The organism is Microcoleus sp. FACHB-68, from assembly GCF_014695715.1.
Lineage (GTDB): Bacteria > Cyanobacteriota > Cyanobacteriia > Cyanobacteriales > Oscillatoriaceae > FACHB-68.
The window spans coordinates 599250-625952 of the sequence record NZ_JACJOT010000008.1 but is presented as its reverse complement, the minus strand read 5'-3'; the positions used below and the strand labels follow the sequence as shown (position 1 = coordinate 625952).

25 protein-coding genes are annotated in these 26703 nt (G+C 47.4%); 5 read left to right on the top strand and 20 right to left on the bottom strand.

What is annotated here, in order from left to right:
- Positions 1 to 133 precede the first annotated feature (133 nt).
- Positions 134 to 1474 carry a cytochrome P450 gene (locus tag H6F73_RS11585; RefSeq protein ID WP_190758904.1) on the top strand — a complete coding sequence of 447 codons (1341 nt, stop codon included), beginning with the start codon at positions 134 to 136 and terminating at the stop codon, positions 1472 to 1474.
- Between the two features lie 105 nt (positions 1475 to 1579).
- On the opposite strand, the gene H6F73_RS11580 is transcribed toward H6F73_RS11585, so the two are convergent.
- Positions 1580 to 1936 (bottom strand): 4a-hydroxytetrahydrobiopterin dehydratase, encoded by a 357-nt coding sequence (locus tag H6F73_RS11580; protein WP_190758903.1) that lies wholly within the window; start codon positions 1934 to 1936, stop codon positions 1580 to 1582.
- Positions 1937 to 2395: 459 nt separating this feature from the next.
- Between H6F73_RS11580 and H6F73_RS11575 the strand changes: the two genes are divergently transcribed.
- Positions 2396 to 2638 carry a hypothetical protein gene (locus tag H6F73_RS11575; RefSeq protein WP_190758902.1) on the top strand — a complete coding sequence of 81 codons (243 nt, stop codon included), beginning with the start codon at positions 2396 to 2398 and terminating at the stop codon, positions 2636 to 2638.
- A gap of 197 nt (positions 2639 to 2835) precedes the next feature.
- Here the strand turns inward: H6F73_RS11575 and acs are convergent, their stop codons facing one another.
- From acs to H6F73_RS11510, 14 genes are all read right to left on the bottom strand, one after another.
- A complete protein-coding gene (gene acs, locus H6F73_RS11570; RefSeq protein WP_190758901.1) occupies positions 2836 to 4806 on the bottom strand; it encodes an acetate--CoA ligase in 1971 nt (656 codons plus the stop codon).
- Between the two features lie 346 nt (positions 4807 to 5152).
- Positions 5153 to 5422 carry a TIGR02450 family Trp-rich protein gene (locus H6F73_RS11565; RefSeq protein WP_190758900.1) on the bottom strand — a complete coding sequence of 90 codons (270 nt, stop codon included), beginning with the start codon at positions 5420 to 5422 and terminating at the stop codon, positions 5153 to 5155.
- Positions 5423 to 5640: 218 nt separating this feature from the next.
- Positions 5641 to 5850, bottom strand: a complete 210-nt coding sequence (locus tag H6F73_RS11560; protein ID WP_190758899.1) for a hypothetical protein — start codon at positions 5848 to 5850, stop codon at positions 5641 to 5643.
- A 71-nt stretch (positions 5851 to 5921) separates the two neighbouring features.
- Positions 5922 to 6506 carry a rhomboid family intramembrane serine protease gene (locus H6F73_RS11555; protein WP_190758898.1) on the bottom strand — a complete coding sequence of 195 codons (585 nt, stop codon included), beginning with the start codon at positions 6504 to 6506 and terminating at the stop codon, positions 5922 to 5924.
- Between the two features lie 330 nt (positions 6507 to 6836).
- The gene (locus H6F73_RS11550; protein WP_190758897.1) at positions 6837 to 7070 is read right to left on the bottom strand and encodes a Nif11-like leader peptide family natural product precursor; all 234 of its coding nucleotides are present in this window, start codon (positions 7068 to 7070) and stop codon (positions 6837 to 6839) included.
- 260 nt (positions 7071 to 7330) lie between these two features.
- Positions 7331 to 9274 (bottom strand): S9 family peptidase, encoded by a 1944-nt coding sequence (locus tag H6F73_RS11545; protein WP_190758896.1) that lies wholly within the window; start codon positions 9272 to 9274, stop codon positions 7331 to 7333.
- A gap of 145 nt (positions 9275 to 9419) precedes the next feature.
- Positions 9420 to 9854, bottom strand: coding sequence for a hypothetical protein (locus tag H6F73_RS11540; protein WP_190758895.1), 435 nt, complete (start codon positions 9852 to 9854; stop codon positions 9420 to 9422).
- Positions 9855 to 9861: 7 nt separating this feature from the next.
- Positions 9862 to 10827, bottom strand: a complete 966-nt coding sequence (truB, locus tag H6F73_RS11535; RefSeq protein ID WP_190759619.1) for a tRNA pseudouridine(55) synthase TruB — start codon at positions 10825 to 10827, stop codon at positions 9862 to 9864.
- Between the two features lie 121 nt (positions 10828 to 10948).
- Positions 10949 to 12742, bottom strand: coding sequence for an alpha/beta hydrolase (locus tag H6F73_RS11530; RefSeq protein WP_190758894.1), 1794 nt, complete (start codon positions 12740 to 12742; stop codon positions 10949 to 10951).
- A gap of 317 nt (positions 12743 to 13059) precedes the next feature.
- Positions 13060 to 13998, bottom strand: a complete 939-nt coding sequence (locus H6F73_RS11525) for a DMT family transporter (RefSeq protein WP_190758893.1) — start codon at positions 13996 to 13998, stop codon at positions 13060 to 13062.
- Positions 13999 to 14112: 114 nt separating this feature from the next.
- Entirely contained in the window at positions 14113 to 16164 is a 2052-nt protein-coding gene (gene ligA / locus H6F73_RS11520; protein WP_190758892.1) for an NAD-dependent DNA ligase LigA, read from the bottom strand.
- A complete protein-coding gene (locus H6F73_RS26980; RefSeq protein WP_277882599.1) occupies positions 16152 to 16274 on the bottom strand; it encodes a hypothetical protein in 123 nt (40 codons plus the stop codon). The genes ligA and H6F73_RS26980 overlap by 13 nt, the downstream gene beginning before the upstream one ends.
- 122 nt (positions 16275 to 16396) lie before the next feature.
- Positions 16397 to 16699, bottom strand: a complete 303-nt coding sequence (locus tag H6F73_RS11515; protein ID WP_190758891.1) for an antibiotic biosynthesis monooxygenase — start codon at positions 16697 to 16699, stop codon at positions 16397 to 16399.
- Between the two features lie 171 nt (positions 16700 to 16870).
- Positions 16871 to 17701 (bottom strand): DUF3386 domain-containing protein, encoded by an 831-nt coding sequence (locus tag H6F73_RS11510; protein WP_190758890.1) that lies wholly within the window; start codon positions 17699 to 17701, stop codon positions 16871 to 16873.
- A 123-nt stretch (positions 17702 to 17824) separates the two neighbouring features.
- Here H6F73_RS11510 and H6F73_RS11505 point away from each other — a divergent pair, with 123 nt between their 5' ends.
- A complete protein-coding gene (locus tag H6F73_RS11505) occupies positions 17825 to 18526 on the top strand; it encodes a cyclase family protein (RefSeq protein WP_190758889.1) in 702 nt (233 codons plus the stop codon).
- 36 nt (positions 18527 to 18562) lie between these two features.
- Here H6F73_RS11505 and H6F73_RS11500 read toward each other — a convergent pair whose 3' ends face one another.
- Together H6F73_RS11500 and H6F73_RS11495 are read right to left on the bottom strand one after the other, a co-directional pair.
- Positions 18563 to 19840, bottom strand: coding sequence for an FAD-dependent hydroxylase (locus H6F73_RS11500; RefSeq protein WP_190758888.1), 1278 nt, complete (start codon positions 19838 to 19840; stop codon positions 18563 to 18565).
- A gap of 293 nt (positions 19841 to 20133) precedes the next feature.
- Positions 20134 to 20925 carry an endonuclease/exonuclease/phosphatase family protein gene (locus H6F73_RS11495; protein WP_190758887.1) on the bottom strand — a complete coding sequence of 264 codons (792 nt, stop codon included), beginning with the start codon at positions 20923 to 20925 and terminating at the stop codon, positions 20134 to 20136.
- Between the two features lie 643 nt (positions 20926 to 21568).
- Here H6F73_RS11495 and H6F73_RS11490 point away from each other — a divergent pair.
- Entirely contained in the window at positions 21569 to 22084 is a 516-nt protein-coding gene (locus H6F73_RS11490; protein ID WP_190758886.1) for a Coq4 family protein, read from the top strand.
- 48 nt (positions 22085 to 22132) lie between these two features.
- Here H6F73_RS11490 and H6F73_RS11485 read toward each other — a convergent pair whose 3' ends face one another.
- Positions 22133 to 23563, bottom strand: coding sequence for an NCS2 family permease (locus tag H6F73_RS11485; RefSeq protein ID WP_190758885.1), 1431 nt, complete (start codon positions 23561 to 23563; stop codon positions 22133 to 22135).
- A 191-nt stretch (positions 23564 to 23754) separates the two neighbouring features.
- Here H6F73_RS11485 and H6F73_RS11480 point away from each other — a divergent pair, with 191 nt between their 5' ends.
- Positions 23755 to 25326, top strand: coding sequence for a phospholipid carrier-dependent glycosyltransferase (locus tag H6F73_RS11480; protein WP_190758884.1), 1572 nt, complete (start codon positions 23755 to 23757; stop codon positions 25324 to 25326).
- 139 nt (positions 25327 to 25465) lie between these two features.
- Here H6F73_RS11480 and H6F73_RS11475 read toward each other — a convergent pair whose 3' ends face one another.
- Positions 25466 to 26017: a pentapeptide repeat-containing protein gene (locus H6F73_RS11475; protein WP_242072421.1), complete on the bottom strand. Its 552-nt coding sequence runs from the start codon at positions 26015 to 26017 to the stop codon at positions 25466 to 25468.
- Between the two features lie 20 nt (positions 26018 to 26037).
- Entirely contained in the window at positions 26038 to 26676 is a 639-nt protein-coding gene (trmB, locus tag H6F73_RS11470; RefSeq protein ID WP_190758882.1) for a tRNA (guanosine(46)-N7)-methyltransferase TrmB, read from the bottom strand.
- Positions 26677 to 26703 lie beyond the last annotated feature (27 nt).

Below are 26703 nucleotides of genomic sequence, written 5' to 3'. Positions count from 1 at the left end.
TAATGTTAAAAATTCCAATGTTACTTTTTCAAAAATATAAAAATAAGATTGAGATTTTCACGACCACCTTTTTAATCCCACTTCGTAAAAATTTAAATTAAAGTAGTAAGTATCTTATCTAGAAAAATTCACCATGACTCAAGATATCTTCGACTTACCTGGGCCAGAAGGAAATTCCCTAGTCGGCAACCTTGCCGACTTTGGTCGTAATCCGCTGGAGTTTATGACTGAATGTGTTCGGAAATATGGGGATATTACCCCTCTGCGCTTAGGCTTAGCACCAGCCTGTGTGCTAGCCAACCCTGAATATATCCAGTATGTCTTGAAAGAGCGAGAATTATTTGTTAAAAGTCGTGGGTTGAAGGCGTTAAAAACCTTGCTGGGCGAAGGACTTTTAAGCAGTGAGGGAGATTCTTGGTTTCGCCAGCGACGCCTTACTCAACCGATCTTCCATCAAAAGCGAATTGCTGGGTATGGGGAGGTCATGGTTGCTTATACTGAGCGAATGCTTGAAAGCTGGAAAGATGGAGAAACTCGTGATGTCCACGCAGACATGATGCGTCTGACTTTAAATATTGTGATGAAAACGATATTTAACAGTGATGTCACCGAAGGCGAAGCGAAAGATGTAGCCCATGCCCTTGATGTGGCGATGGATTGGTTTGAAAGTAAGCGGAAACAAGGATTTTTAATTCTGGAATGGTTTCCCAGACCAGAAAATATCCGCTACAGAAATGCGATCCAGCAGTTGGATAAAAATATTTACAACATCATCAATCAGCGCCGTGTTAGCGGAGAAGATCAAGGAGATTTACTCTCGATGTTAATGCAAGCGCAAGATGAAGAAGATGGCAGCAAAATGACCGATAAACAGTTGCGCGATGAAGCGGCAACTTTAATATTAGCTGGACATGAAACTACCGCCAATACTTTAGCATGGACATGGATGCTTTTATCTCAATATCCGGAAGCGCGAACTAAATTGCAAGAAGAGTTAAAAGAGGTATTGGGAGATCGCGTCCCTACGATGGCTGACTTACCGCGTTTGCGCTACACAGACATGGTGATCAAGGAAGCCATGCGGCTTTATCCAGCAGTGGCAACGATGGGGCGTCAAACGATTAAAGATTGCGAAATTGGCGGCTATCAAGTGCCGGCAGGCTGCGCGATCATCATGAGTCAGTGGGTAATGCACCGGCATCCCCGTTATTTTGAAGATCCAGAACAGTTTAAACCAGAACGTTGGGCCGGCGACCTCGAAAAACAGCTTCCACGAGGCGTATACTTTCCCTTTGGAGATGGCCCCCGAATTTGCATCGGCAAAGGTTTTGCCCTAATGGAAGCGGTTTTACTGCTAGCAACAATTGCTCAAAAGTTTCAACTTAATCTTGTGCCAGAACACCCCATTGTTCCTCAACCATCCATCACTTTACGACCGGAACACGGCATTAAAGTCACTCTAAAAAACCGTTGATTTAGCTGTAAATTTTCCTATTTCTTGCTTAAAAAGGCAAATTAACACAGAGAATTACCGCTCTGTGTTAATTTGCGTAGAGCTGCACTTAGAACTTAGAAAAATTCAATTCTTCTGTGTAAATTTGCTCACAATGTCATCAGTTCTCGACGCCATAATAAAATCGTTCCGGTGAAGTCCAGAAATAGCATGAGTCCACCAAGTAACCGTAACCTTCCCCCATTCCGTGAGTAATGCTGGGTGATGTCCTACTTCTTCGGCAGCATCTCCGATACTGTTTGTGAACGCTAATGCCGTTTTAAAATCTGGAAAATTGTAGCTGCGTTGTAAGCGCTGTTCTCCCTCTTCCTCCACAATATCCCAATCAGGAATATGGGGTTTGAGTTCAGCAATTTCTTCCTCAGTGGCGCGGGGTGCACCGTCATGGCAGGCAGAACATTTTTCTGTCGTAAGGTTGGTCATCGTTTCGCTTTCCTTTGTTTGTTGAAATAAGTTTAACTGAAAATTTTTAATTTGAATCAAATATACTTCAAAAAAGAGAGTTTAATATAAAAGTTTTTATAGAAATGCAAGTGATTTCGAGTCAATTAAAAGGTTAGATTTGGCAAATTTTTAATAATGTGAACAGGATGAATTAGCGTGCCGGCAACCTCTTCCGTACTCTCCACTTCACTCACAAGCGAACACAGCAATTTTGATGCCGCGAACTTTCTGAAAAAAAAGACCGGCACTTTTCACCCCCATATTCCCACCGGCATAGCTTTGATCGCCCTGTCACCCGCTACACCTCGGCAAAATTGCCTTCTTTGCCGGCATATTCTGAAAAAATGTGGCAGAATCTCAGTATTTATACTGCTGCAAAATGCCCTGAACCCCAGCACAATGATGTGAAGTTGTTAGTGCTGCCTTTCACATCTATCTATGGTAAGAAAAACAAGTCGGCTTTTTATTCTTATTGTTACTTGTAGTGCTGTCGGCGTCGTCCTCGGCGGAACTGCCAGCCAAGCTGAGATCAATCAGTGTCAAAACGCTACCTCTGTTACCAACGAGTGCCTAACTCAAGATCCCTTCAGCAAAACCCTTGAAGGCATGAGCGTTGGCTTATTAGCAGGGGCCGGCGCAGCCTTGGGCGCGACTTTCCAGATTAAGCAAAAAGATAGTTAAAGTTCAGGCCGGTTCGCTGAGCCACTGCATTCTTCTTTAATCATAACAACTCAGTCGGGGCGTACCACATCGTGCGCCCCTATTGTGCTGAAAGCCAAGACACCGGCATTCACCGAATCCAGAACTTTTGCTTTTTGACCTCAGTTTTGAATCACGCAAAGTCAAATCAAAACCAAGGCCAAAAATCTTAAATGAGATTAAGCGCCTTCACGAAGCTTATCCAACACACCCCGATCTTCTAAAGTCGAAGTATCACCGGCAACCTCCTCACCGGCAGCCAGATTTCGCAACAGCCGGCGCATGATTTTACCGGAACGCGTCTTCGGCAAAGCATCCGTAAACCGGATTTCCCCTGGACGAGCGATCGCCCCAATTTCACTGACAACGTGCTGCTTCAAAGCTTTATTCAACTCATCGCTGGGGCTAGCCGTTCCTTCCAAAGTGACAAACGCCACAATATCTTCGCCTTTAATGTCATCCGGTTTACCTACAACCGCCGCCTCTGCAACCGACGGGTGAGACACCAGTGCTGATTCAATCTCCATCGTACCCAGCCGGTGGCCGGCAACGTTAATCACATCATCTACACGTCCCATCACCCAGAAATAACCGTCCTCGTCACGACGCGCCCCATCGCCGGCAAAGTAGGTGTACTGGCCATCTTTGGGGGGAATATGCTCCCAGTAGGTGCGACGGAACCGATCGTCATCGCCGTAGACTGTCCGCATCATACCGGGCCAGGGGTATTTAACCGCCAGATACCCACCTTGGTTAACGCCAACCGAGTTGCCGTCCAAATCCACAACATCCGCCAGAATTCCGGGGAAAGGCAACGTTGCAGAACCAGGTTTGGAGGGAATTGCACCAGGCAGGGGAGTAATCATAATCCCGCCGGTTTCCGTCTGCCACCAAGTATCCACAATGGGGCAACGTTCACCACCAATTACCCGGTGATACCACATCCAAGCTTCCGGGTTAATCGGTTCACCCACAGTTCCCAGCAAGCGCAGGGAAGACAGGTTGCGGGCGTTGGGCAAATGTTCGCCCATTTTGATAAATGCCCGAATTGCAGTGGGGGCGGTATAGAAGACGTTGACGCCGTATTTTTCAATGATGTCCCACATACAGCCGGGGTTGGAGGCGCGAGGGGCACCTTCGTACATCAAGGTTGTGGCACCGTTGGAGAGTGGGCCATAGACGATGTAGCTGTGGCCGGTGATCCAGCCGACATCAGCGGTACACCAGTAAACATCGGTATCTTTGAGGTCAAAGATCCATTGGGTTGTCATGTGGGTGTAGAGGTTGTAACCGGCAGTCGTATGCACCACGCCTTTCGGTTTGCCGGTGCTGCCGCTGGTGTAGAGGACAAACAGCATATCCTCACTATCCATCGGTTCTGCAGGGCAATCTGCGGATGCGCCGGCTTGCAACTCATGCCACCAGTGATCGCGTCCGGATTCCATCTGGATTTCTTGCCCAGTGCGCTTGACAACCAAGACATTTTGGATACTGGGAACTGCGTTATTCGCCAAAGCTTTATCGACTTGAGCTTTAAGGGGAACTGCCGCATCCTTGCGCCACCCACCATCGGCGGTAATCACCAGCTTTGCTTTGCCGTCGTTCAAGCGATCACGTAGCGCTTCTGCACTAAAGCCACCAAAAACAACCGTATGCGGTGCGCCAATCCGAGCACAAGCCAGCATTGCAATTGCTGCTTCCGGAATCATCGGCATATAAATCCCGACGAGATCGCCTTTTTGCACACCCAACTGTTTGAGAACGTTTGCCATCTGGCAGACTTCCCGATGCAGTTGTGCATAGGTGAGGGTGCGCGAGTCTCCGGGTTCGCCTTCCCAAATTAGGGCAGCTTTATTTTTGCGCCAAGTCGTGAGGTGCCGATCCAGGCAGTTGTAGGAAATATTCGTTTTGCCGCCGGTGAACCACTTGGCAAACGGCGGCTGCCAATCCAGCACAGTGTCCCACTTCTGGAACCAGTGCAATTCTTGTTCTGCCAATTCTGCCCAGAATTTCTGGGGGTCAGCTTTGGCGCGTTCATATAGCTGTTGATAGTCTTCCAGACTCTTGATGTGAGCGTTCTGGGAGAATTCAGCAGCAGGAGGGAATAGGCGTTTTTCTTGAAGGATTGATTCTATGCTGGATTCTGACATCGCTATTTTTGTTACGGCGGTTACTCTTTTAAACTATTTTTGCCGCAGATTGGTACAAAAGAATCTTGAGTTTTTTTAAAACTTCGCGGCGATTTACGCTCGCAATCAAGCGCGGCTTTGGGCATCCCTGTCTCACTGTCGCCGTAGACGCGGGATAGTGCCGGGTGGAAGTTACACTCAAACTTTTATTTTTATCTTTAACTTTATTGGCTTAAAATATTATATTAAATTCGATTAATTATGATATCGTATTGGCATCTTGCCGGTTTGCTGTCATCTCAGGGAGGAAGATTCTCCCGGTTTAGATTGTTTGGTGTAACCGGCATCTTTTTTCTCTGCTATGTTTTTAGTCTACATGAAAGCACATCTCTTCTTCTTGAGTTTCACCCATTTCTTTTAAAGATTGCCAGCCCGGTTGCCACTGGGAACGATCTTTTAAGATTTTGGAGTTAATCCAAAACCGGACATCTGGATCGCAAGAAGCAACCATTTCCGCAAATACCCACTCGCCTTGATTTTTGCGGTTAGCAACTTGAAAATGACGCCAACCCCACATTTTTTGCTGGGCTGTCCATTTGGAGCCAACTAGGTAAGGAAATTTTTGTTTTTTAGGCATTATATTAATAAGTTTTAAGTTTTAATGGATGGGTGTACGGCTGAAGGTTTTGATTTTAACCGCAGATTCCGCAGGTGAAACTGGAATGTGCTACGCTCGTCATTCAAGTTCCACCTGCGTCCGCAGATAAACGCAGATGATAATGCAGGCTGTCGTTAGGGATAGGCAGATGATAACGCAGATAAAGACGCGATGGGCGCGTCTCTACCGGCACTCTTTTAATTAATTGAATCTTTTGGGCGAGATTTTGTGAGTTTTGCTTTTTCTGCTTCAGTCAGGGGTTGGGGGCTGTTGAAACAGGGGGTTTCTTCGTCTGGTTCAGTTATTTCGGTTTCTTCGATTTTTTCTTGCCAATCAACTAATTGCTGAAAAATCGATTCGTTAATTTGAAACACGACTTCATCTTCTGGCATAAGTCCTCCAGTCATTACTGTACTTTAGAATATTAACTACATCCACTTGGCAGTTGTTTACAGAAAAATTGTTGCCGGCAAATCGTCTATGCCGGTTGCTTGCGTCGTGCTAGCATTCGTGCAGCTAATGCACCGCCTAAAAATCCAAACAAGTGCCCTTCCCAGGAAATTCCAACTTGTGCCGGCAATACACCCCAGATCAAGCCTCCGTAGAAAAAGCCGACAATTAATGACAGGAAAATGGAGGGAATATTACGTTCAAAAAAGCCGCGCAGCAGCAGGAAACCCAGATAGCCAAAAATCACACCGCTTGCGCCAATGTGAATCCCTGGCGATCCAAATAGCCAAACACCTAAACCACTGACAACCATTGTTACAGCGCTAACTGCAAAAAAGTCGCTGGTTTCTTGTAGCATCACCAACCAGCCAAGCGTCAGAAAGGGTACGGTGTTTGCCATCAAATGAACTAAATTCCCGTGAAGGAAGGGCGCGAATAGGATGCCGCGCAGCCCGAATACTCGGCGCGGTACAATCCCATAAGAATTTAATGCTCCTCTGAACACAAACAGATCCACAAGTTCCAAAATCCAGATGAGGGCGATCAACCCACCTAAGATCGTGGCTTGGGTTTTCAATTCACGGGCAATTGATTTTGTGTCATCCCTGCTCATGTCGTTGCCTCTGGGGTAGCCTGTTTCTTCTGCTTCCAGCGTAGCAACATCAGCGAGGAGTATGCTTAAATTCAGCCGGCATGATGTCGGTTGGTTTGAGAAGCGCTACGGCTCAAATGCTTGCAGGTGTTGAGTTTCCCGTTACTTTACCCAACGAACCCATCTGTCGGCTTCTTTTCTGCTCATCAAGATAAATTGCTTTCCTCGCTTAGCTTAGGGCAAAGCATTCGCAGATGAATCAGTTACGCCCCGAATGCTCTGCCCCTACAGGATTTACATTTTGTTGTCTTTGGCAAACATTTCTACTGAACCGGCTTCTAGAAAACGTCATTAAATCCAATTAACGCGACGTAGCCAGTGCCAAACGCCGGTTTTCCTTCTGAGCGTAACGCCCTCACTGTGTTCTTTAACAACATCTTTCAACTCTTCAGTTGTAAAGTTATAACCCAACTCTTCGGCAACTTGTACAAATTCTTCCGGGTTGTTAACTGATTTAAAATTTTCTTGAACCTCGGTATTACGAGCAGCAACGGATAAAAATTGCGTAGCACTTTGTTTAGACATTGTAAAAAGCTCCTTCCACAGTCGGGTTTTATTAGGCCGGCACAGCTACTTTATATCTAATTAGTTTGACCTGTGGAATCAATCCACCGCAAGAAAGATTTTAACCAGCCTGCTCAATCTGTCCTAACACAAAACTCCTAAAAGCGCAAAAGGCGTAAAAACTACTTAACAAAGCCCTGAATTGGTTTCAGCGGCAAAGGTTCGCGCAGTTATAAAAAGTATTCTGTAGGCGAACATTTTGCCGCTGAAAGACAGGAAAATTAGATTGACAAGTTCTCAATCAACACAGGCTCTAAATCCTCAGCCGGTTTAAACCCAAAAACCCGCGAATAGAAGTAAAATTCCCCATCAAGCGCACGTTTTATACTCTCAGCACGACGGAAACCGTGTTGTTCACCCTCAAACAACACATAGGCAACCGGCAACCCTTTGGCTTTTAGCGCCTCCACCATCATCTCCGCTTGGTTTGGCGGAACCACTTTATCTTCCTTTCCCTGGAAAAAAATCACCGGGCAAGAAAGACGATCCGTGTAGTGGATGGGAGAACGCTGCTTGTAAAGGTCTTGCTGTTCAGGATATGGGCCAATCAGCCGGTCTAAGTAGCGGGCTTCAAACTTGTGCGTGTCTCTTGCCAATACTTCTAGATCGCTGACGCCGTAGTAGCTGGCCCCGGCTTTAAAGGTATCGTGAAATACCAGCGCACACAGGGTTGTATAGCCGCCGGCGCTGCCTCCGGCAATGGTTAGCCGTTCGCCATCCACCAAACCTTGTTCAGCCAGATAACGCGCCCCATTCGCACAGTCATCCACATCCACCACACCCCACATTTTCTCCAGCCGTTGCCGGTATTCCCGTCCATAGCCGGTGCTGCCGCCATAATTAACATCTAAGAAGGCAAACCCGCGACTCGTCCAGTATTGAATTCCCAAATTCAGCCGGCTGCTCGCTGCTGCGGTTGGCCCTCCGTGACTTTTCACCAGTAGCGGCGGTTTTTCGCCGGCTGGGGCAGTGTAGTCACGATTTTGGGGTGGGTAGAAGAAGGCATAGGCGGTTAACCCATTCTCGGTGGGGAATTCAATCGTTTGCGGTGTGGACAAGTAACCGCTATCAATTGACATTTCACTGGAACGGCGCAACACATCCATCTCACCTGTCGCTAAATTGAGCTGAACGACGGCGGTAGATTCGGAAGGTGAGCCGGCTAAGATCAACCCACGACCTTTGGCATCGACCAGTAGGGATGAAATTTCTGTGTAAGGCGTTTCAATTTTTTCGAGCTGTTTTGCCTTAGTGTCAAGACTTGCCAAATGCCAGACGCCTTCTTGGGTGTAGGTGCAAAGGATGCGTTCCGCAGAGGCGAAGGTGTAGGTACACATCCCGAACACCCACAGGGGACGCCCAAACTCGGCGGCCATTTCCCACAGCGGTTCGACTTCACCGGCATTCCAACGGTAAAGATTCCACCAGCCGGTACGGTCACTCACAAAGTATAGAATCCCATCTGGCGACCACTCAGGCTGAAAAATCGATTCATCCACACCACCGGCAATTTGTTGACGATCACCGAGGGAACCATCTGCATTGAGTTGCGCCACCCATAGTTGCGTTCCATCCCACGGCATATTGGGATGATTCCAACTCAGCCAGCATAACTGAGAACCATCTGGACTTATACGCAGTGAGGCATAAAAATCATCGCCCGAAACCAGCACTTCACCACTATCACCGCCGGCAAAAGGAATGCTAACTAAGGTATTTGCCGGCTCATGACTGCTGCCGGTGAAGTCTTCCCGCACACAGATCAGGCGGTTGCGTTGCCGATCAATGGTGGCGTCTGCATAGCGGAGATCCACCCCTGCCGGTGTCAGCGGTTGCGGTTCCGAGTCTGGGAGTTGCCGGTAGAGGCGTTGATCGGCAAAATTGGAAAAATAAATCGTGCCATCCGCCACGGCAAACGAACCACCCCCATACTCGTGAACACGGGTGCGAACATTGAAACCGGCTGGCGTGCGATCCGTGATTTCTCCCTGTGGCGTTCGTCGCACTAACACGTTGCGTCCACCTTCTGCCGGTCGCATTTCCACCCAGTAGATATCTTCTCCATCTACAGCGATCGGCCCTAAGCCAATTGTCTCAGAGACAATTAAATCTGAGGTAATGGGCGATTTCCATGAACCGTAAGCAACTATTTGTGGTGCAGCCATTTAAATTCTCCAGTCATGTTGAGTCGTGAGATACTTAGCGATCCCGTAAAACAGCGGTTTTTTCCTGACTTCCTAGCGCAGAAAAAGAAAGTCAGGAACCGATTCAAACAAAGGTGTTTATGAACCTAATTTGCTATCAGATACTTTATCGATTAGCTCTGATTCCCATAACTAGAGGTGCGAGGAAAGCGCACACTAACAGTAATATCCAAAGCCGGCCTTCCCAAATGTAATAATCAGCTAGTACACAGGTACTGGAAACTAGGGTTTTATAAGTTTCCGGGCACTGTCTGGGAATATTCCAAACATAGGCTTTAAGAATTAAATCTGCAATGGCAGACAGTCCTACCCATAAAAAACCCGTTCCTAAGACAGAACTTCCCCAAGTAGCTCCTCGATTTTGCCGAGCGTAGATCCACGCTAATACAAAGAAAACGACGATCAGCACGGTTATTTTATAAACATGAGATCCGTACTCCCCATATCCTGGGGCAATAAACAGATCGGCGATAGAATTATTCCCGGCACCTATAGCGAAGGCAATCAACCATAAAACAAATGCAAGACCAAAATTAACCATATTTTCTTCACTGAATTGGATTCAATACAACTTGAGGAATGAGTACCGGCTCTGTTTCTAAATTCTCAAGCTTGCCAATCCCCAAAAGTTGGCTATCTTCATGATGAACTCGCACAACTGTTGTGGAATTTTGCAGTGACTCATTAAATTTAGAACTTACTGATTCTAAACTGCTATCTTCACCGGAATTTACAATCAAATCCCTAAACTCTAAAATTTTTTGTCCCTGACACCAGCGCCGCGCTTCGGCTGCCGCCAAGGTAACAGCGCTTAAATGGGCTAAAACGGCTGCCGGTGAAATTGGTTGAAATGCCCCTTGCTCTAGCTGTTCATTGAACGTGTCAAATGTCAAGCTATCTGCCAAGGTAAACCCGCTGCTTTCCGTGCGAATCAGACGCGCCAGCGTGCCGCCGGTATTTAAAGCCGCGCCAAGATCCCGCGCAATGGCACGGATATAGGTTCCTGGGCCACAGGCAATCGCCAGCTCAATTTCCGGAAAATCTGCCGATCTGTAGTCCAAAATTTCGATTTTGAATATCTCTACCGTTCGCGCCGGCACGTCAATCGTTTCGCCGGCACGCGCCAAGTCATACAGGCGTTTTCCCTGCACCTGAATTGCGCTGTAGTTCGGTGGCACCTGCTGGATTTTACCCACAAACGAACGCATCAGCGCCTCTTCCACGGTTTCCCGACTCAAGCCAGACACCGGCACCTGAGATAGAATTTCCCCTTCTAAGTCATCCGTCGCGGTTCGGATGCCAAGGCGAATGGTAGCCCGGTAAGCCTTATCTGTCCTGAGAAATTGCAGCAACCGCGTGGCATTGCCCACAGCGATGGGTAAGACGCCGGTGGCAGCCGGATCTAAGGTGCCGGCGTGTCCCACGCGCTTGATTCGCAATAGACGGCGCATCCTCGCAACACAATCGTGGGAGGTAAAACCGGCAGGCTTATTTAAGTTTACGAACCCTTGCACAGCACAATCATCCGATAAAAAGCCTGTGCTATTGTACTGTTTCTGGTGACCTACGACTTTTTGTGAGCGAAGTCCAGTCGTCCCATCAGCATTTCCATCCATCCGCCCACCACACAACTGCCTACCTGCGGTTTAGCGCCTCATTTAGCTGAGTCTCGGTTAAGGATTCGATAAGACTGAGAGACAGCGGTTCTCGGCTAATAGCTTCGGCATAAGATGCTCGCAGATAAGGCCGGTATTGGGGATCTCCTGCAATATGGGTTTTAAAAAAGGCCAAACTTAACGCAGAAATATAGCGACGAGCTTGGCCAGGAGTAGGGCCAATTACGTCAGAGGGAATGGGTACGACGCCACCCCCGCCGTCTGCTTCAACCAGGGTAGAAAAGTGTGTGCCGCCGTTCATCACGACAAGATACTTTTCTGGTGTCGTTAGCCAAGTAAACGGTTGAATTTGTTCGGGCAAAGCCGGTGCGGCTGTATCCGCACTCCCGGCAACCAGCATCACCGGCACTTGAATTTGACTCAGGCTTTCTCGACCGAGAGTGCTGCTATTAATCGGGTTAATCGCGATTACCGCTTTGACGCGTTCATCGCTTAAGTCATACTGCACAGCATCTGGCAACTCTGCCGCCCGACATTGCAGCAGCAGCGAGATATTCCAAGAGTCAAAGGAGTTAGGGCAGTCTTGTCTGAGTTGGTTAAAGTTGATCGGCGCACCAGCCAGCGCTAGAGAGGTATAGCCGCCGAATGACTGTCCGAGGACTCCCACCTGTTGCAAATTGAGCCGGCCTTGCAGTTGCGGGTCTGTTTGTTCTAGCTGAGTGAGTGTGTCTAGCAAATACTTCACATCCAGCGGCCTATAGACAAATTCTTTCGGTTCTGCAACGTCACTGGCTGTACCGCTGAGCAACGCCTGCAACTGTCGGGCATCGCTGCCGGGATGCTGAGGAACTGCAACGGCAAAGCCGTAGGACGCCAGATGTTGGGCTAAATACTGAAACGTCTTGCGATCTGAGCCTAAGCCGTGGGAGATGACAATCACCGGCGCAGCTTGACGAGTGGCTTGCTGGGGCAGGTAAATATCGACCGGAAAAATCCGTTCATCTGTTAGGGCTGTTGGGATCTGGGCATTGCGAATGGTGATTTCAATGGATTTCACTTCGCTAGTGAACGGCCCAGTCCGCCATAAATCTAACTGGCCACCTAGCGCCACCGGAAACTCAGAAGATCCGGGATCGACAGCCACAGGGATGCCACCAAATCCAGGCTGTGAGGCTGCCTCCGTTGTGGAAAGCCCGTCTACCAAGGCAATTGCCTGATTAGTTTGATTGATTGCTTGTTGCAATTGCCGAGCAATTCGCTGAACACTTTGCAAGTCGATGCGAATGCTCTCGGTGGGAAACTTCCGCAGCACATTCAGCAGCGTTAATCCTTCCGGATCAGCGGCTGCTAAGATCAATGCCGAGCGAATTGCAAATTTACCTTCCCGCCGCGAGCCGGTTTTGATCACTTGTCCCAGCCGCTTGAGCAGGGTTTCTCCTTGCTGTGTGTAGAGAAACTGGGAAATGGTGACGGGAGTGATATCCGCGCGCGTTAGAAGAATCTCCCGTAGCTGTTCCAATTGTTCGGGTGGGACGTATTGGGCGTAGACGGCTAAATCTTCATCGATTTGGCCTTCTTTGGCAAAGGCTTCTAAGGCGGATATGGAAATTGAGCGCTCAAGCACCGCATAGGAAGCGTAAATCTTTTCTGCTGCGACGGTTGGAGTTGCGGTCAAAACTGCCGGCAGCAGCCAAAGACTGAGGTTTAACAGCAGGCTTTTAGACGGATTTGAACGTTTGCCGGTGGGGCGAGCGATTAGACGCCGGTTAGAGCGTTTGGCAGTGGCAAATAACACAGGAAACAGACAATTCATTCCTCAAGCCTCTTATATCAGTTTGAGTTTTGGATTTCGGATTTTGGAGCGGTTGGGCCAATTTCAATTACACCTTTTCAAATCGAGAAACAGTGCAAAAAAATAGCAAAAGCAGCGCGTCATCTTTTTTCGAGCCGTTACATAAAAGAGCGGTTACTAACCACTACAGACGGTTAAAGGTGGTTATAAGTGTCGGGATCTTTTCGCTGATGCCGCTGGTAATGAGGTGATTTTCTCTAATTAATGATTGCCGGCTTGCCTTTGTCACAAACTCACCTCATTGCTAAATATCCAACTTGTATTTATCAAAGTGTGTGCTAAGTAAGATTAACTTTAGGGCGCTTTCCTAACGCAATCGTCATTGAACCACTGACAACCAAAATAGCCCCCATTAATCCTAAAATTGTGAGGCGTTCTGGTGGGATTAAATTTGGCGATAAAAACGAAACCAGCCAAATAGAGATCAAAGTAACAACGGGCGTCAAAGCTAACATGGCACTGACTCGTGATGCTTCCCAGTGTTCTAAGGATTCCGCAAAAGCTCCATAAGCCAAGGCTGTGTTTAAAGCGCAAAAAAGCAATATTCCCAAATGGAAAGGACTCAGAGTTAAAATCTGTTTTGGTGTGGCAAAAGGACTGAACAAAAGCGCACAGCCGGCATAAATAATCAGCATAATACTTGCCGAAGGTAATTTATCCAGCAATTGCTTTTGCGCTAACGCATAAACCGCCCACGTTGCTGCCGCAATCACAATCAATCCACTGCCGGTTAAATATTGAGTAGGCGTTGTGATTAAAGTTTGTAATTTCTCGTGAAAAAACAGGCTAAATCCTGACGTTAATACCCCAACGCCGGCCCACTGCCGCAGCGTGTAATGTTCTTTAAAAACAACCAGTCCTCCTAAACCCAAAAGTACGGGAGCCAGTTGGATGAGAATTTGGGCATTTGCCGGCGAGGTTTGTACTAACCCTTGGAGAAAAAGCAGGTAATTAATCGCTAAAAATATAATCGCAATTGCCAACAATCCTAAAGATGTTGAGCGAAGTTTTTGGAGTGCCGGTAATTGCTGCCTTGCCGCTAAATAAATGGCGAGAAGTGTAAACGATCCGAGAAAGCGAAACCATGTGACGGTGTATACATCAAGCTCTTGAAGTATTACCGTCAAAGCGATGGGCAAAATTCCCCAAAGAAAAACAGTTATTAGCGATAGCGCTAACCCTAAACGCCACCGGCCTGAAGTGTGATGAAGTTGCATTAACTTTGCAGTTGTGCCTTTAAAATTTAATTCTCTAGCATTTCCTAAAACTGTGCTTCCTCCAATCGGGTGATTTCCGAAAATAGAGATGGTTTTAGGTTTAAGAAATTGTCTTTAGCTTTCTAATAAAGTCATTAATTCCGCTTCACTTAGTTGAGCAATTCCTAACTTCTCAGCTTTTTTCAGTTTAGAACCGGCATCCTCTCCTAGGACTAAATAATCGGTTTTAGAACTAACCGAATCGGTGACTTTGCCTCCCGCATTTTCAATCAGCGTTTTTGCCTCATCTCGCTTGAGAGTAGGCAGCGTGCCGGTGATCACAAAGGTTTTTCCAGATAAGAGCAAATTTTCGCCTGTTTTTGCGGTAGAAGAAAGCGGGGATGTTTCGGGTTTAGCGAGTTGCAAACCGGCAGCGCGAAGCCTATCGATTAAACTTTGATTTGCCGGCACCCGAAACCACTGAAAAACAGCATGGGCAATTTCTGCCCCAATTCCATAAACCGCTTCAATATCGGTTGTTTTTGCAGCGGCAAGCTGTTCAACCGTGGGGAATTGTTCGCTGAGTGTTTTCCCATTCACACTGCCAACATGACGGATGCCTAAACCATACAAAACTCGCGCCCAAGGTTGATTTTTTGATTGGGCAATTGCTTCAACTAATTTAGTTGCAGACTTCTTGCCAAATCGCTCTAAAGATGCTAATTTATCAACGGTTAAATCGTACAAATCTGCAACCGAACTTACTAGCTGCCGGTCAACCAATTGCAGCACAATTTTTTCGCCTAATCCGTTAATATCCATCGCATCTCGACTCGCCCAATGAGTCAGCGCCCCTCGCAAAATTGCAGGGCAAGAAGTATTAATACAGCGAGTCACTGCTTCACTCGCTTGTTTTACCACCGGCTGCCGACATTCTGGGCAGTGGGTGGGCATTTCAAAAGATTGAGCATTGCTGGGGCGAAGTTCTGGTAAAACACGCACAATTTCTGGAATAATTTCGCCGGCTTTACGAACAATTGCAGTATCACCAATACGAATATCCAGCGATCGCACATAATCAATATTGTGCAATGTTGCCCGTGAAACCGTTGTTCCCGCTAACTGCACCGGCTGCAACTCTGCTAAGGGTGTCAACGCGCCGGTTCTGCCAACATTAATCGAAATATTTTCAACCCGCGTTGGCGCTTCTTCAGCGGGATATTTCAGCGCAACTGCCCAACGAGGAAACTTTTGAGTGAAACCTAGTTTTTCCTGTAAATCAAAAGAATTGAGCTTCGCGACAACACCATCCGTCATGTAAGGCAAATTTAATCGCTCAGTATCCCAACGATCATAATAATCTTTAACCGCTTGCAAAGACTGGCACATTGTTCGATTCGGATTCACCCGGAAACCCATTTTTTGCAGCATTTCTAAGGATTCCCATTGGGTTTTGGGCATTGGGAATTGGGCATTGGGCAATGGTTGTGGAATGTGCAAAGTATAGGCAAAGAAATCGAGGCGGCGCTGGGCAACAATTCGGGAGTCTAACTGGCGCAGGGTGCCGGCTGCGGCGTTGCGGGGATTGGCAAATAACGCTTCACCGGCTTCGGTTCGTTCTCGATTAATTTGCTCAAATACGGCTAATCCTAAAAATGCCTCGCCGCGCACTTCCACAACTGCCGGCGGATTCTCCAAATTTAACCGCAGCGGAATTGAGCGAATCGTCTTGACATTCTGGGTAATTTCTTCGCCGGTGATGCCATCACCTCGCGTTGCACCTCTAACCAAAACGCCATTTTCGTAAGTCAGCGCCAAGGCAGAACCGTCTATTTTCAACTCACAAACATATTCAAACTCATCGGCGGGGGAAACGCGCTGCCAGCGTTCTTGCCATGTGGCGAATTCCTCGATGTTAAAGGCGTTTTCCAGGCTGTAGAGGGGGATGTTATGCCGCACCGAGGTAAACTGACTTGCCGGCCTTTCTCCGACGCGCTGGGTGGGGCTATCGGGCGATATTAGTTCGGGATACTGCGTTTCTAATTCTTGCAATTCGCGATACAGCCGATCGTAAACCTCATCGGGCATCGTGGGTGCGTCGAGGACGTAATAGGCATAGCTAGCGCTTTGCACCTGCTGTCGCAATTGCTGTACTCGCTGTTGAGTTTCTGGTGTTAGCTGTTGCACGGCGTTGTCCCCTCGGCGATGAAATTGCCCTCTTTAGGGATTTTAGTCCGGGAATGGGATGTTTGGGGATGCCGGCATTGTGCCGGTGAGCGATGAGAGGGAGTAGGCATGACGGTTAATTTATTATTAATTACTCATATTTTTTAAACCCCGTAAGGGCGCAATACTTCTTGGTTAAGCCGTGGCGGATTCTATTCGCAGCTACACAAAATAAGTCTGCATCCGCAAACTATTAAATTCCATTGCTTGCAACCTTTTCGTAATGTTCGACCGTCGGAAATGGCTCATAAAAATGGTGCAACAGGAGACGCCATTTTTGATACTCCGGTGATTGTCGGAAACCAACCGTGTGATCTTCGAGTTTTCTCCAACGCACTAGCAGGATGTATTGGTTTTCAACTTCCAAACACCGCTGTAGCTCATGGCTAATGTAGCCAGGAATTAAGGAGATAATTGATGATGCTATCGTGAAGGCTGCTTCAAATTCAGCAGCTTTTCCAGGTTTAACCTTGAGGATTGCAATTTCCAAAATCATGCTTTTTTTATTGTTCTACTTCTTTAAATTCTACGTTCTGGCAAGACTTCTTTGTTAATAAGCCTTAAGTAGTATTAAAGCTGGATTGGCTCCTAGACACTTTTCAGGGGACAACAATGCCCAGCACTCAATAGGTTAAATTGACAGACAATTACTTGATCAATCATGTTCTTACATAAAATTACCTCCACCGGCAGCATAAAATTGACCAAATGTGGATACTTGGAAGCTGGAAGAAAAAGTTGGTAGGTAAGCTGTTTTGAGCGATCTTTCGGATGCCGGCAGCAGTTGAATATCGGTTAAGTTAACTTCTGTTGTGTCTTGCTGTCCGAGTTCCAAGCTGCGAACAGTCTGGTGAGTTGAGATATAGTAATCTCCTATTTTTTTGTACGTGTCTTTAAATTCTAATTTTTCCAGCACGTCGCCGGTTTGGGCATATTTGAATGTGGCGATATAGCGAGTGCCTAGATAGCCTGCCGGTGTGTCTTCTGAATCTAATAAATCTACGGTAACTAAAACCGGCCCGGTAAATCGGTTGACTTGAGTGATTTTTTCCGCTTTAACTTCGTAATAAGAGGGTGTATCCCCGCCTTTTTGATCGATTTGTACTGCACCGGCACTAGGAGTTTCGCCAAACGTAAAAGTGTGTTTGCCATGCGCGAGTTTGAAGGGAACGGATCTACGGTGTGTCACCATCATTCGCAATTGGTTGGAGACAGTTTCCGATGCCTCGTTACTTTCGATGCCGGCAACTTCAATACTGAGATCAGAATTGATGCGGATTTGGCCTTTATAGCTTTCTCCGTCTTGCTTCACTTCGACTGTTGCCGTGTAACCGGGAAATTTGCTGTCCCAAGTGTAACGGTTGTCGTAAGCGGTGCGAAAAGTATCAAGCGCGGAGGTTGATTGGGCGAACGCCGGCCCGCTAAATCCCCAGCCGGCAACGGTTAAAATTAAGCTCAGACCCCACAGTACAATTTGGCGTTTTAGTGATTGTTGCATAACACTGGTTTGAATAAGGTAGTCTTGTTCAAAATGGTTTAGCATATTCTTCCGGTCAGTCAAGATGGATGCAAACAAAAAGATAGCTATTCTTGCCGGCCCCAATCACTAATCGACCGCTTAATGCACGAGAAACCGGCTTTTTTAACCATCAATTACTCGCGGGTGATCCATCTGAGTCATGGGATCAACCCGCAGATTCCCCAATGGCCCAACGATCCGCCGGTGGAATTTGAGCCGGCAGCGGAATTAGACAAAGATGGCTATTACCTGCGGCGCTTTTCAATGGGAGAGCACAGCGCTACTCATATCAACGCGCCAAACAGTTTTCACGCCGATGGTGTGGGAATCGATGCTTACCCCGCCGAGTCTTTAGTGGTGCCGGCAGTTGCGATCAATATTCGCAGCCAATCTACTACCAATCCTGATTATGCGCTCACAATAGCGGATGTCCTCGCTTGGGAGCAACAGCACGGTAAAATTTCTGCCGGCAGTGTAGTGCTGTTGTATACTGGCTGGCTGGAAAAGTGGTTAAATCCCGTGGCGTTTCTCAATGAGATGCACTTTCCAGGGTTTGCCGGAGAAACAACGCGCTTTTTAATCGATGAACGTCATATTGCCGGTGTGGGAATTGATACGCATGGTGTGGATGGATCGGATACCACCTTTGCCACCAACCGGCAGGTATTAAAACGCCGGGGGATTGTGTTAGAAAATCTAACGAATTTAGATCGCTTGCCTCCTACCGGCACCACTTTAGTGATTGGAATTCTGCGCTTGCGCGAGGGATCAGGATCGCCGGCAGCAGTGATGGCGTTTTATTAATGCTAATTAGCTAATTAATAGCCACCAATTTCCACTCTACAAACGTTGGGCGATTTGCGGTGTGCGTCCCAAAAGGCCGGTCATTAATCGCAACGCAAACACCTTCACCGGCTGTATCTTCCGCAACCCCCACAAACCCAGCCGGCGCACAACAACCACCGGCAACCAATTATTAGAAAAGAGCCGGTCTAAAATATCGGTAAAACCCAAAATTGCCAGGTTTTCTGTTTTTCGCCAGCCTTCGTAACGCTGCAAAACCGGCAACGAACCAATATCTTCCCCATTTTTATGTGCATCTTGCAAGACTTGAGCTATTGCCGCAGCATCTCGAATCCCCAAATTTAAACCCTGACCTCCCACGGGATGACAGCAATGGGCGGCATCTCCAATCAGGGCGAGTCTAGGCTGAACGTAGCGATTGCTTTGCATCAATTGCACTTGAAACATAAACCGCTTCCCTTCCAATTCCAAATGCCCCATCTGATCGCCGTATTTGCGCCGCAGTTCCGCGAGAAATTGCTCGTCATCGAGTTCTAATAAAGCTTTGGCTTCTTCGTGAGGCGCTGTCCACACGATGTTGCAGCGGTTTCCAGGCAAGGGAAGGATGGCAAAAGGGCCACTGGGCCAAAAACGTTCGTAGGCGATGTTATTGTGGGGTTTTTCGGGTTTAACGCGGGTGGTAATGCAAGATTGCCAGTATTTCCAGCCGTGGGTACGGATACCGGCATCGTTACGAATGCGTGATCGCGTTCCATCTGCGGCGACGAGTAGGCGGGTGCGAATCCTCTGATTGCTTGCCGGTTGAGCATTTTCGCTGTCTCCATCCCCAGCAACCTTCACTTCAATTTCAACAAAATCGCTTTGATAGTCCACACTCACAAGTTCGGCGGGACACAGCCAAGTAACATTAGGGCAGTCGTTGAGGAATTCTTGCAACACCGGCAGGATTGCACAATGTTCGCCGGCATATCCGAGTTCGTCTTTGCCTAAGTCGGAGGGGTTGAAAACAACGCCCTCTGTGCCGGTGTCTGAGAGGTTAATTTGGGAAAAAGCCGTGATATTAGCGCGAATTTTGTCCCAAATCCCCAAACCTTGAAAGATTTTCCCCGAAAGTAGGGTAATGGCGTAAACTTGCTGCCTGGAGGCGGCGACGGTTTGGGGTTGTGCTTCAATCAGGGCGACTTTCAACCCGGAATTTTTTAACCCGGCAGCCAGGGTTGTCCCAGCAATGCCGGCACCCACGATTGTAATGTCATAGTCGAAATTCAGTTCAGGTGCCGGTTCAGATGTGCGGATTAACTGCTCTAGCGGCATTTTTAAGGGATTTTATCAAAAACAACTGTAATCTTTACATTTCTTCATTTTGCCGCAAATTGGCGCTTAAGGGGTAGGGGCATTCGCGCCATCCCTCTTCCCCGTGTAGCAAAAGGACACGTAGGGGCGATAGCATTCGCGCCATCAATCTTTGCCGTCTCGCCAGCCTATATAAGCGAATGCTTCGCCCTTCTTCTTTATGAAAGTGAATAATTTTCCACTGAAATTATTGGAGATTTTACCGGCAGATGCGGCATAGCAGATTACAAGAACTAGATGACAAGTTTGCAGAATTAAATCGGCTCAGCAACTATAAACTCTGCAATGACTGGAAAGTGATCTGAGGGCCAAAAATTCTCCCACTGGGCGGTATCTACTGTCACTTGCTGCAACGTTAACCGGCTGTCGTAATAAATCGTGTCAACGGCTGCAAATCCTTCGCCGGTGAAATCATGAAACGTCATTTGCTCTTCTAATTCAATGCCGGCAAACACATCAAAAAGTTGTCTCCCATCCGGTAATTGACGCAGAAAACTTTCTCGCGGCGCTGTAGCCGGCTCAGCATTAAAATCGCCAGTGAGCAATAGCAACGACTCAGTGGAATTGACTTCACTCATGCGCTGAAAAATCAGTTCAGCACCAAGTTCTCGCGCCCGCGCACTGCGATAATCTAAATGAGTATTAAACACCATCAACTGTCTTTCATCACTGCCGGCAAATACCGCCCAACTTGCCATGCGCGGGATAGGATTTCCCCACTCCGCAGTGATACTCCCTGGAATGTCTGGCGTATCGCTGAGGAAAAAATCGCCGTTGCTTATATATCGTAGTTGCTCGGTGCGGTAAAAGATAGCACAATGTTCCCCAGAACCCCTGCCGGTGCGCTCACCTCCCACGCATTGGTAAGCCGGCAGCAGTTGTAGCAAATCGAACAGTTGATGCGGCAACGCTTCCTGGGTGCCGATCACATCCGGCGCATAGTGGGAGATCATGGCTGCCACCGCCTTGCACCGCACTTTCCAAGCAAGATCGCCCGGATCGGGTTTGTCGTAGCGCAAATTCAAACTCATAATTTTGAGTCTCATAGCCGTTCCTGCCTCTTTCGCTAATTCCATTTACCCTCAAACTGAACACCGAAAACATAAAAACATAAATTTCTGGGTGGCTTTACCACTTTTTAATCTACTGATTGCAAAAATCCTGCACTCGTCCGGCTCGTCTGCTTTTATTAAGAGAGGAAAAAGGGAACCTTTGCCAAAAAGTACGGAAGGATAGCCGGGTTGTAAATGTTTTTCAGAAAAGTCTATTTTTGGGTCTCTTCCGCCAAAGTATTTATCCCTAAGAACCCTTTCCCTACAAGAAAAACAACTAAAGATGAGAAGTCCCTTAAGCGCCGGTTGTGAAAACTCCTGCTTGAAAAGCGGTTGGAACTGTGGCAAGATTTACCAGCAAGGCGAGTTGCCTTTGAGAGTCAGTTTTTCTCCGTAAAATTACGGTGTTTTCTCCCTATTTTGGCAAATATTTTTTTTATTAATTGTTTTCACAGCTTCCAGCCGACTCTTTATGGAAACTTCATCGATTTTTATGGACAGTAGGTTGTGTAAGTTGTTATTAGTTAATAAGGGGCGATGAGGGGTCAGACCCCTCAAGGCTAAGGTCGCATCCCGGACTCCGCCCACAAGTCTCGCACACTTCTTCCCGTCACACTCAAGAGGAGCTGATCTCACCATGTTACAAGTTCTCACTTCACCCAAGCTTGCGCCCAACAGTGCCCCTCGTTTCCAGCAACTCCAGAATCGGGAGGATCGTGCGAGCGGAATTTTTGGGATGAATGCGTCTCAGATTGTCGATCTTAAGCAATTGCAAGCACTCCCCACCGGCAGCTTTGGCCGCGCTTGGGCAGATTTTCTCGACCGGCATCAACTCGAACCCATCAGCACCGGCCCAAGACGCCAACAGCTACATGATGGCATCCATGTTCTCACCGATTATGGAATCGATGCTGCCGGTGAGGCTGAACTTCAGGCTTTTTTGCTGGGGGCAAAGTTAAGACCACTCAATCTCTTGCGGCTACTAGAACTGCTGCAAACGCCCCAAAAAGACCGGCGCAACGCAATCACCGGCGAGAGACTTTGGGCAGCTTACCAGCGCGGTCGTTACTGTTTATTTGACCCCGATGATTGGCAGCCAGAATTGCTCTGGCAATTACCGCTGATGCAGGTGCAGGCGCTATTCCGAGTTTAATTTGACAATCGTAAACAAGCTAATTGCACAATGGATCACTAACCAAATTTAAGTTCCAGGTTTAAGCGCCATCAAAACAAATCTCAACACAAAAACGCCGGCTAGAATCCAAACTGCCGGCTTGACTTCATGGGCTTTGCCTTGAAATGTTTTGAGAAGCGGATAAGTAATAAAACCGATGGCTAATCCTTCAGCAATTGAAAAGGCCAACGGCATAATCAAAATTGTTAAAAATGAGGGAATTGACTCTGCCGGATCATCCCAACGAATTCCCCGAACGTTGCCGGCCATCAAAACCCCGACAATGAGGAGTGCAGGGGTGGTTGCATAAGCGGGAATTGCGGAAAGTAAGGGAATAAAAAACACCGATAGGGCGAACAATGCAGCGACGATAACGGCGGTAAAGCCGGTGCGCCCCCCTTCAGAAACACCGGCAGCGGATTCAATGTAGGTGGTGACGCAGGAAGTTCCCAAAACAGCACCAATCGTAGTGCCTAGCGCATCGGCTAGTAATGCTTCCTTGGAACGGGGCAATTCACCGTTTTGATCAATGTAGCCGGCTTGAATGCCCACACCGGCAAGAGTGCCAATGGTGTCAAATAAGTCAACAAAGAAAAAGACAAAGGTAACGGCTAGCACGTCCCAGAAATTGCTTTGCGTTAGCCCACTCAACCCGATAATCGCTTGGCCCATCAAATCTACTGGCATCTGAGGCAAGGCGACAATCCCATTTGGCCAAGGGGAGACACCCAAAATCCATCCCAGCAAAGCTGTGGCCAAAATTGCCCACAAAAGTGCACCATTGATGCGGCGGGCCACTAAAGCCGATGCTATCGCAATGCCGGCAATTGCCATCAGAGTTTGCGGCTGATTAAAGTTTCCCAAGGCAGTTTTGGTTACGGGATCGGCGACAATAATGCCGGCACCGCCGGTGACTGGATCGCCAGCGAGGGCGATGTAGGCAAGAAATAAGCCAATACCCGCCGCTGTTGATTGTTTGAGGCATTCGGGAATTGCTGTGAGAATTTGGCTGCGAATGTTTGAGAGGGTGAGGGCAATGACAATCAGCCCTTCAATCAACACGGCAGTCAGTGCCACGCGCCAGCTGATTCCGAGTTTGAGAACAACAGAGAAGGCAAAAAAGGCATTCAAGCCCATGCCGGGGGCGAGGGCGAAGGGATAATTGGCAATTAAGGCCATCGCCAGGGTGCCAATCGCAGAGGAGATTGCTGTTGCAATTACCAGTTCACCCAATAGATCCCCTGGTTGTCGCAGAAAGATGGCATTAGACAAAATCCCTGGATTAACTGCCAGAATATAAGCCATCGTCATAAACGTCGTGACTCCAGCCAGTACCTCGGTGCGGAAATCGGTCTTATATTCTGCAAACTTGAAGAATTTGGCAATATTTCCTACCACACCGGCAGCAGGCGGCTGCTTGGGAGGCTGAGATCCTGGATTTGCGTCGAAATTACTCATGATCTTGAGGGGTTATCCCTGTAGTTCGCAAACAATGCGATTAGAGTACAGTTTTATCGAGCAAGTTTTGGCACAATACTACACAATTACGTTTTGTGCTGAGGCTAAGGGCACCTTCAGCCATCGGTCATGGGTTAACAACTTGCACATAGAGGATAAACGGCGAAGGATCAATGACGCCATCACTCAAGATGAATCCAAAGTCTCAAATCTTAAAACCGAAATTTCTGAAACAGCTAACTTATCGGCCTGTTTCTGGGTTTTGGATAGCAATCGCCGGCATTTTTCTTCTGGCCGCGACTCTGCGGTTTTGGGGAATAAATCAATTTAATACGTTAGTGTTTGATGAGGTTTATTATGCCAAATATGCCCTCAATTATTTAGAGGGAGTGCCGCTATTTGATGCCCATCCGCCCTTGGGCAAATATATGATTGCCTTGGGGATTTTAATCGGTTCTCATTTGCCATTCGGAACCGGCACACCAAACGGATTCACCGGCATTATGCTTTCTCCGTTTAGTTATCGCTGGTTGAATGCTTTTGTTGGGTCTTTATTGCCGTTAGTGGTTGCCGGTCTTGCCTACCAACTCACTCATCGACGTAGTTATGCTTTAATTGCCGGCTTGCTAACTGCAACCGATGGTTTGCTTTTAGTGGAGTCTCGCTATGCCTTAATTAATTTGTATTTGGTGTTTTTTGGATTTTTGGGGCACTGGTTGTTTTTGTTGGCATTAGATAGCCGGGGAAGGCGGCGTTCAGTTTGGTTAGTTTTTGCCGGCATTTGTTTGGGTGCATCTGTTGCAGTTAAGTGGAACGGCTTAGGATTTCTACTGGGAATTTATTTAGTTTGGTTGGCTGCTTGGCTTCCGACTATTTTAAATTTAACTATCGATGTTTTAGATTTAGACTATCCGCAATTCCAAGCGAAACTCTCAAAGTTAAAATGGGTTCGCGTGGCTAAAAACCAAACGCCTCTGCAAAATTTAAGGCGATTGCCTTTCTGGCAAATGCTTTTATATTTAGGACTGATCCCCGCAGTTGTGTATTGTTTGGTCTGGATTCCTCACCTGCAAATCAACACAGATTTTGGATTTTGGGGCGTACACAAAGCTATTTTGAGTTTTCACAAGGGGATGCCTAGTGGAAAGGATGTCCATCCTTATTGTTCGGCTTGGTACACTTGGCCGTTCATGCTCCGACCGATGGTGTATCTTTTTGAAAAAGCTCGCAATACCACTGAATTAGTTCCCACTTATCCTCCTTTACCTGAAGGTGTCGGTAGGGTAATTTATGATGTTCACGCAATGGGAAATCCGGGATTGTGGTGGCTTTCAAGTTCTACGATTTTGCTGTTATTTTTACTATTAGCGCATCAGCTTTGGATGTGGCTAACAGATAGGAACGTCGCAGCAAATCGCCAACCCGTTAACTCTCCTGTCAATGGCAGCCGGTGGGTTGTGCCAACCTTGTGGACACCGTTTTATTTAGTTATTAATTATGCGGCAAATTGGCTGCCTTGGATAGGGGTGACTCGCTGCACTTTTATCTATCTTTATATGAGCGCTTCTGTGTTTTCATTTTTAGCGCTTGCCTGGGTGGTTGATCGCTGGCTTCGGAGTTACCAAAAGCTACATCGCATTCTGGGAGTAACCGCAATTTTTGCAATTCTGATTGCCTTAGTTTTCTGGCTGCCGGTTTATTGGGGGTTGCCGATATCACAAGCCGATTTTAACCACCGGATGTGGTTCCGTTCTTGGATATAATTCTGGCTTATTCCTATAGAAAAGGCTGAGATTTGAGCGGATCAGATGGCTCGATTTTGCCATTACACCTTTTTAAGGGCTAGAAACGCACTTAGGCTGTTCAATAATAGGGAAAAACCCTAGTTAGTAGGATGCATTTTTACTTTTTGATGTCTTCGTGAATTTTTCCATCTGGCATGATCGTTCCTGTTAAAATAACATCTGTTAAGTCAACGCCGGTGAGATTGGCTTCTTCAAGGTTGGCTTTAATTAAATAGGCACCAATTAAATCAGCATTACTCAGATTCGCCTTGGTTAAATTTGCCAAACTTAAGCGAGCGGATCTTAAGTCAGCACCACTTAAGTTGGCATCTATTAGGTTAGCATTCTGAAGATCGGCACCCATCAAATTGGTATTGCTCAAGTTGGCACCTCTAAGTTTGGCACCGTTGAGTTTAGCACCAGAAAGATCGGCACCGGAAAGATCGGCACCTTCAAGATAGCTATTGCGGAGATCGGCGTCACTGAGGTTGGCGTTAGTTAGGTTAGCATTACTCAGATTGCAAAGCCGGCATTCTTTTGTTTGCAGCAATCGCGTAATGTGTGCCTGATTTGCTGCTATCACCGGCACGGTTAAACCGAGGGAGATTAACAGAGTGACAATCTCAATTATTTTGAATTTCATATTGCCTTCACCTGTGCGTAAAGCCATCGCCTCAGCAAGCTACAAATTTAACGACGAACAAACAACGCTCGATACACCGGCTCACCCCTTTCTAGGGTATAAATTTCGCGTTCAGTTGCTACCGGCAGCGGATTTTCTGTTAGCCATTCCTCGCCATCGTGCGTTCTGCTAAACGCTGGATGCTCGTCAAATCGAGCGCACATTTCCCTTTCTACTTCTTCAACATCAGATTGAATAAAAACCTGTCCGCCGGCAGTCATACAGGCAGCTAAATCCTCTACCATTGCCGGTTGCACCATACGCCGTTTTTGATGCCGGTGTTTGAACCAAGGATCGGGAAACTGAATGGTAACGCGCTGTAAAACGCCAGCCGGCAAGGATTCTAGCACAGGTTTCAATGAGTTATTCGCATTGCAAAACAGATAGTGCAGGTTAGTTAAACCGAGTTGATTTCGCGATACGATTGCTTGCTCTACCAGTGCTTCCCGAATTTCTAATCCTAGATAATTCCAAGCCGGTTCTAATTGCGCCATATTGAGCAAAAATCGCCCCCAAGCGCAACCAATATCTAGATGTAGCGGCTTAGCAGCGTCAGCATAGACTTGACTCCAAACCGGCGGCTGCACCGGCGTCTGATACATCTTGCTGAGTGGATTAACGTGTTGGCGCACTCTCACTCGTGCCACCGGCAATTCCTCCTGTCATTTTAATTT

Excerpts from the sequence above, each read along its gene's own strand:
- H6F73_RS11550 (WP_190758897.1), bottom strand. The coding sequence starts at position 7,070 with ATGTCTAAACAAAGTGCTACGCAATTTTTATCCGTTGCTGCTCGTAAT.
- H6F73_RS11575 (WP_190758902.1), top strand. The coding sequence starts at position 2,396 with ATGGTAAGAAAAACAAGTCGGCTTTTTATTCTTATTGTTACTTGTAGT.
- H6F73_RS11565 (WP_190758900.1), bottom strand. The coding sequence starts at position 5,422 with ATGCCTAAAAAACAAAAATTTCCTTACCTAGTTGGCTCCAAATGGACA.
- H6F73_RS11500 (WP_190758888.1), bottom strand. The coding sequence starts at position 19,840 with ATGCCGCTAGAGCAGTTAATCCGCACATCTGAACCGGCACCTGAACTG.
- H6F73_RS11555 (WP_190758898.1), bottom strand. The coding sequence starts at position 6,506 with ATGAGCAGGGATGACACAAAATCAATTGCCCGTGAATTGAAAACCCAA.
- H6F73_RS11515 (WP_190758891.1), bottom strand. The coding sequence starts at position 16,699 with ATGATTTTGGAAATTGCAATCCTCAAGGTTAAACCTGGAAAAGCTGCT.
- H6F73_RS11505 (WP_190758889.1), top strand. The coding sequence starts at position 17,825 with ATGCACGAGAAACCGGCTTTTTTAACCATCAATTACTCGCGGGTGATC.
- H6F73_RS11480 (WP_190758884.1), top strand. The coding sequence starts at position 23,755 with ATGAATCCAAAGTCTCAAATCTTAAAACCGAAATTTCTGAAACAGCTA.
- H6F73_RS11525 (WP_190758893.1), bottom strand. The coding sequence starts at position 13,998 with ATGCAACTTCATCACACTTCAGGCCGGTGGCGTTTAGGGTTAGCGCTA.
- H6F73_RS26980 (WP_277882599.1), bottom strand. The coding sequence starts at position 16,274 with ATGCCTACTCCCTCTCATCGCTCACCGGCACAATGCCGGCATCCCCAA.
- H6F73_RS11485 (WP_190758885.1), bottom strand. The coding sequence starts at position 23,563 with ATGAGTAATTTCGACGCAAATCCAGGATCTCAGCCTCCCAAGCAGCCG.
- acs (WP_190758901.1), bottom strand. The coding sequence starts at position 4,806 with ATGTCAGAATCCAGCATAGAATCAATCCTTCAAGAAAAACGCCTATTC.
- H6F73_RS11530 (WP_190758894.1), bottom strand. The coding sequence starts at position 12,742 with ATGAATTGTCTGTTTCCTGTGTTATTTGCCACTGCCAAACGCTCTAAC.
- H6F73_RS11510 (WP_190758890.1), bottom strand. The coding sequence starts at position 17,701 with ATGCAACAATCACTAAAACGCCAAATTGTACTGTGGGGTCTGAGCTTA.
- H6F73_RS11585 (WP_190758904.1), top strand. The coding sequence starts at position 134 with ATGACTCAAGATATCTTCGACTTACCTGGGCCAGAAGGAAATTCCCTA.
- H6F73_RS11545 (WP_190758896.1), bottom strand. The coding sequence starts at position 9,274 with ATGGCTGCACCACAAATAGTTGCTTACGGTTCATGGAAATCGCCCATT.
- H6F73_RS11475 (WP_242072421.1), bottom strand. The coding sequence starts at position 26,017 with ATGGCTTTACGCACAGGTGAAGGCAATATGAAATTCAAAATAATTGAG.
- H6F73_RS11495 (WP_190758887.1), bottom strand. The coding sequence starts at position 20,925 with ATGAGACTCAAAATTATGAGTTTGAATTTGCGCTACGACAAACCCGAT.
- H6F73_RS11560 (WP_190758899.1), bottom strand. The coding sequence starts at position 5,850 with ATGACTGGAGGACTTATGCCAGAAGATGAAGTCGTGTTTCAAATTAAC.
- H6F73_RS11490 (WP_190758886.1), top strand. The coding sequence starts at position 21,569 with ATGTTACAAGTTCTCACTTCACCCAAGCTTGCGCCCAACAGTGCCCCT.
- H6F73_RS11540 (WP_190758895.1), bottom strand. The coding sequence starts at position 9,854 with ATGGTTAATTTTGGTCTTGCATTTGTTTTATGGTTGATTGCCTTCGCT.
- H6F73_RS11580 (WP_190758903.1), bottom strand. The coding sequence starts at position 1,936 with ATGACCAACCTTACGACAGAAAAATGTTCTGCCTGCCATGACGGTGCA.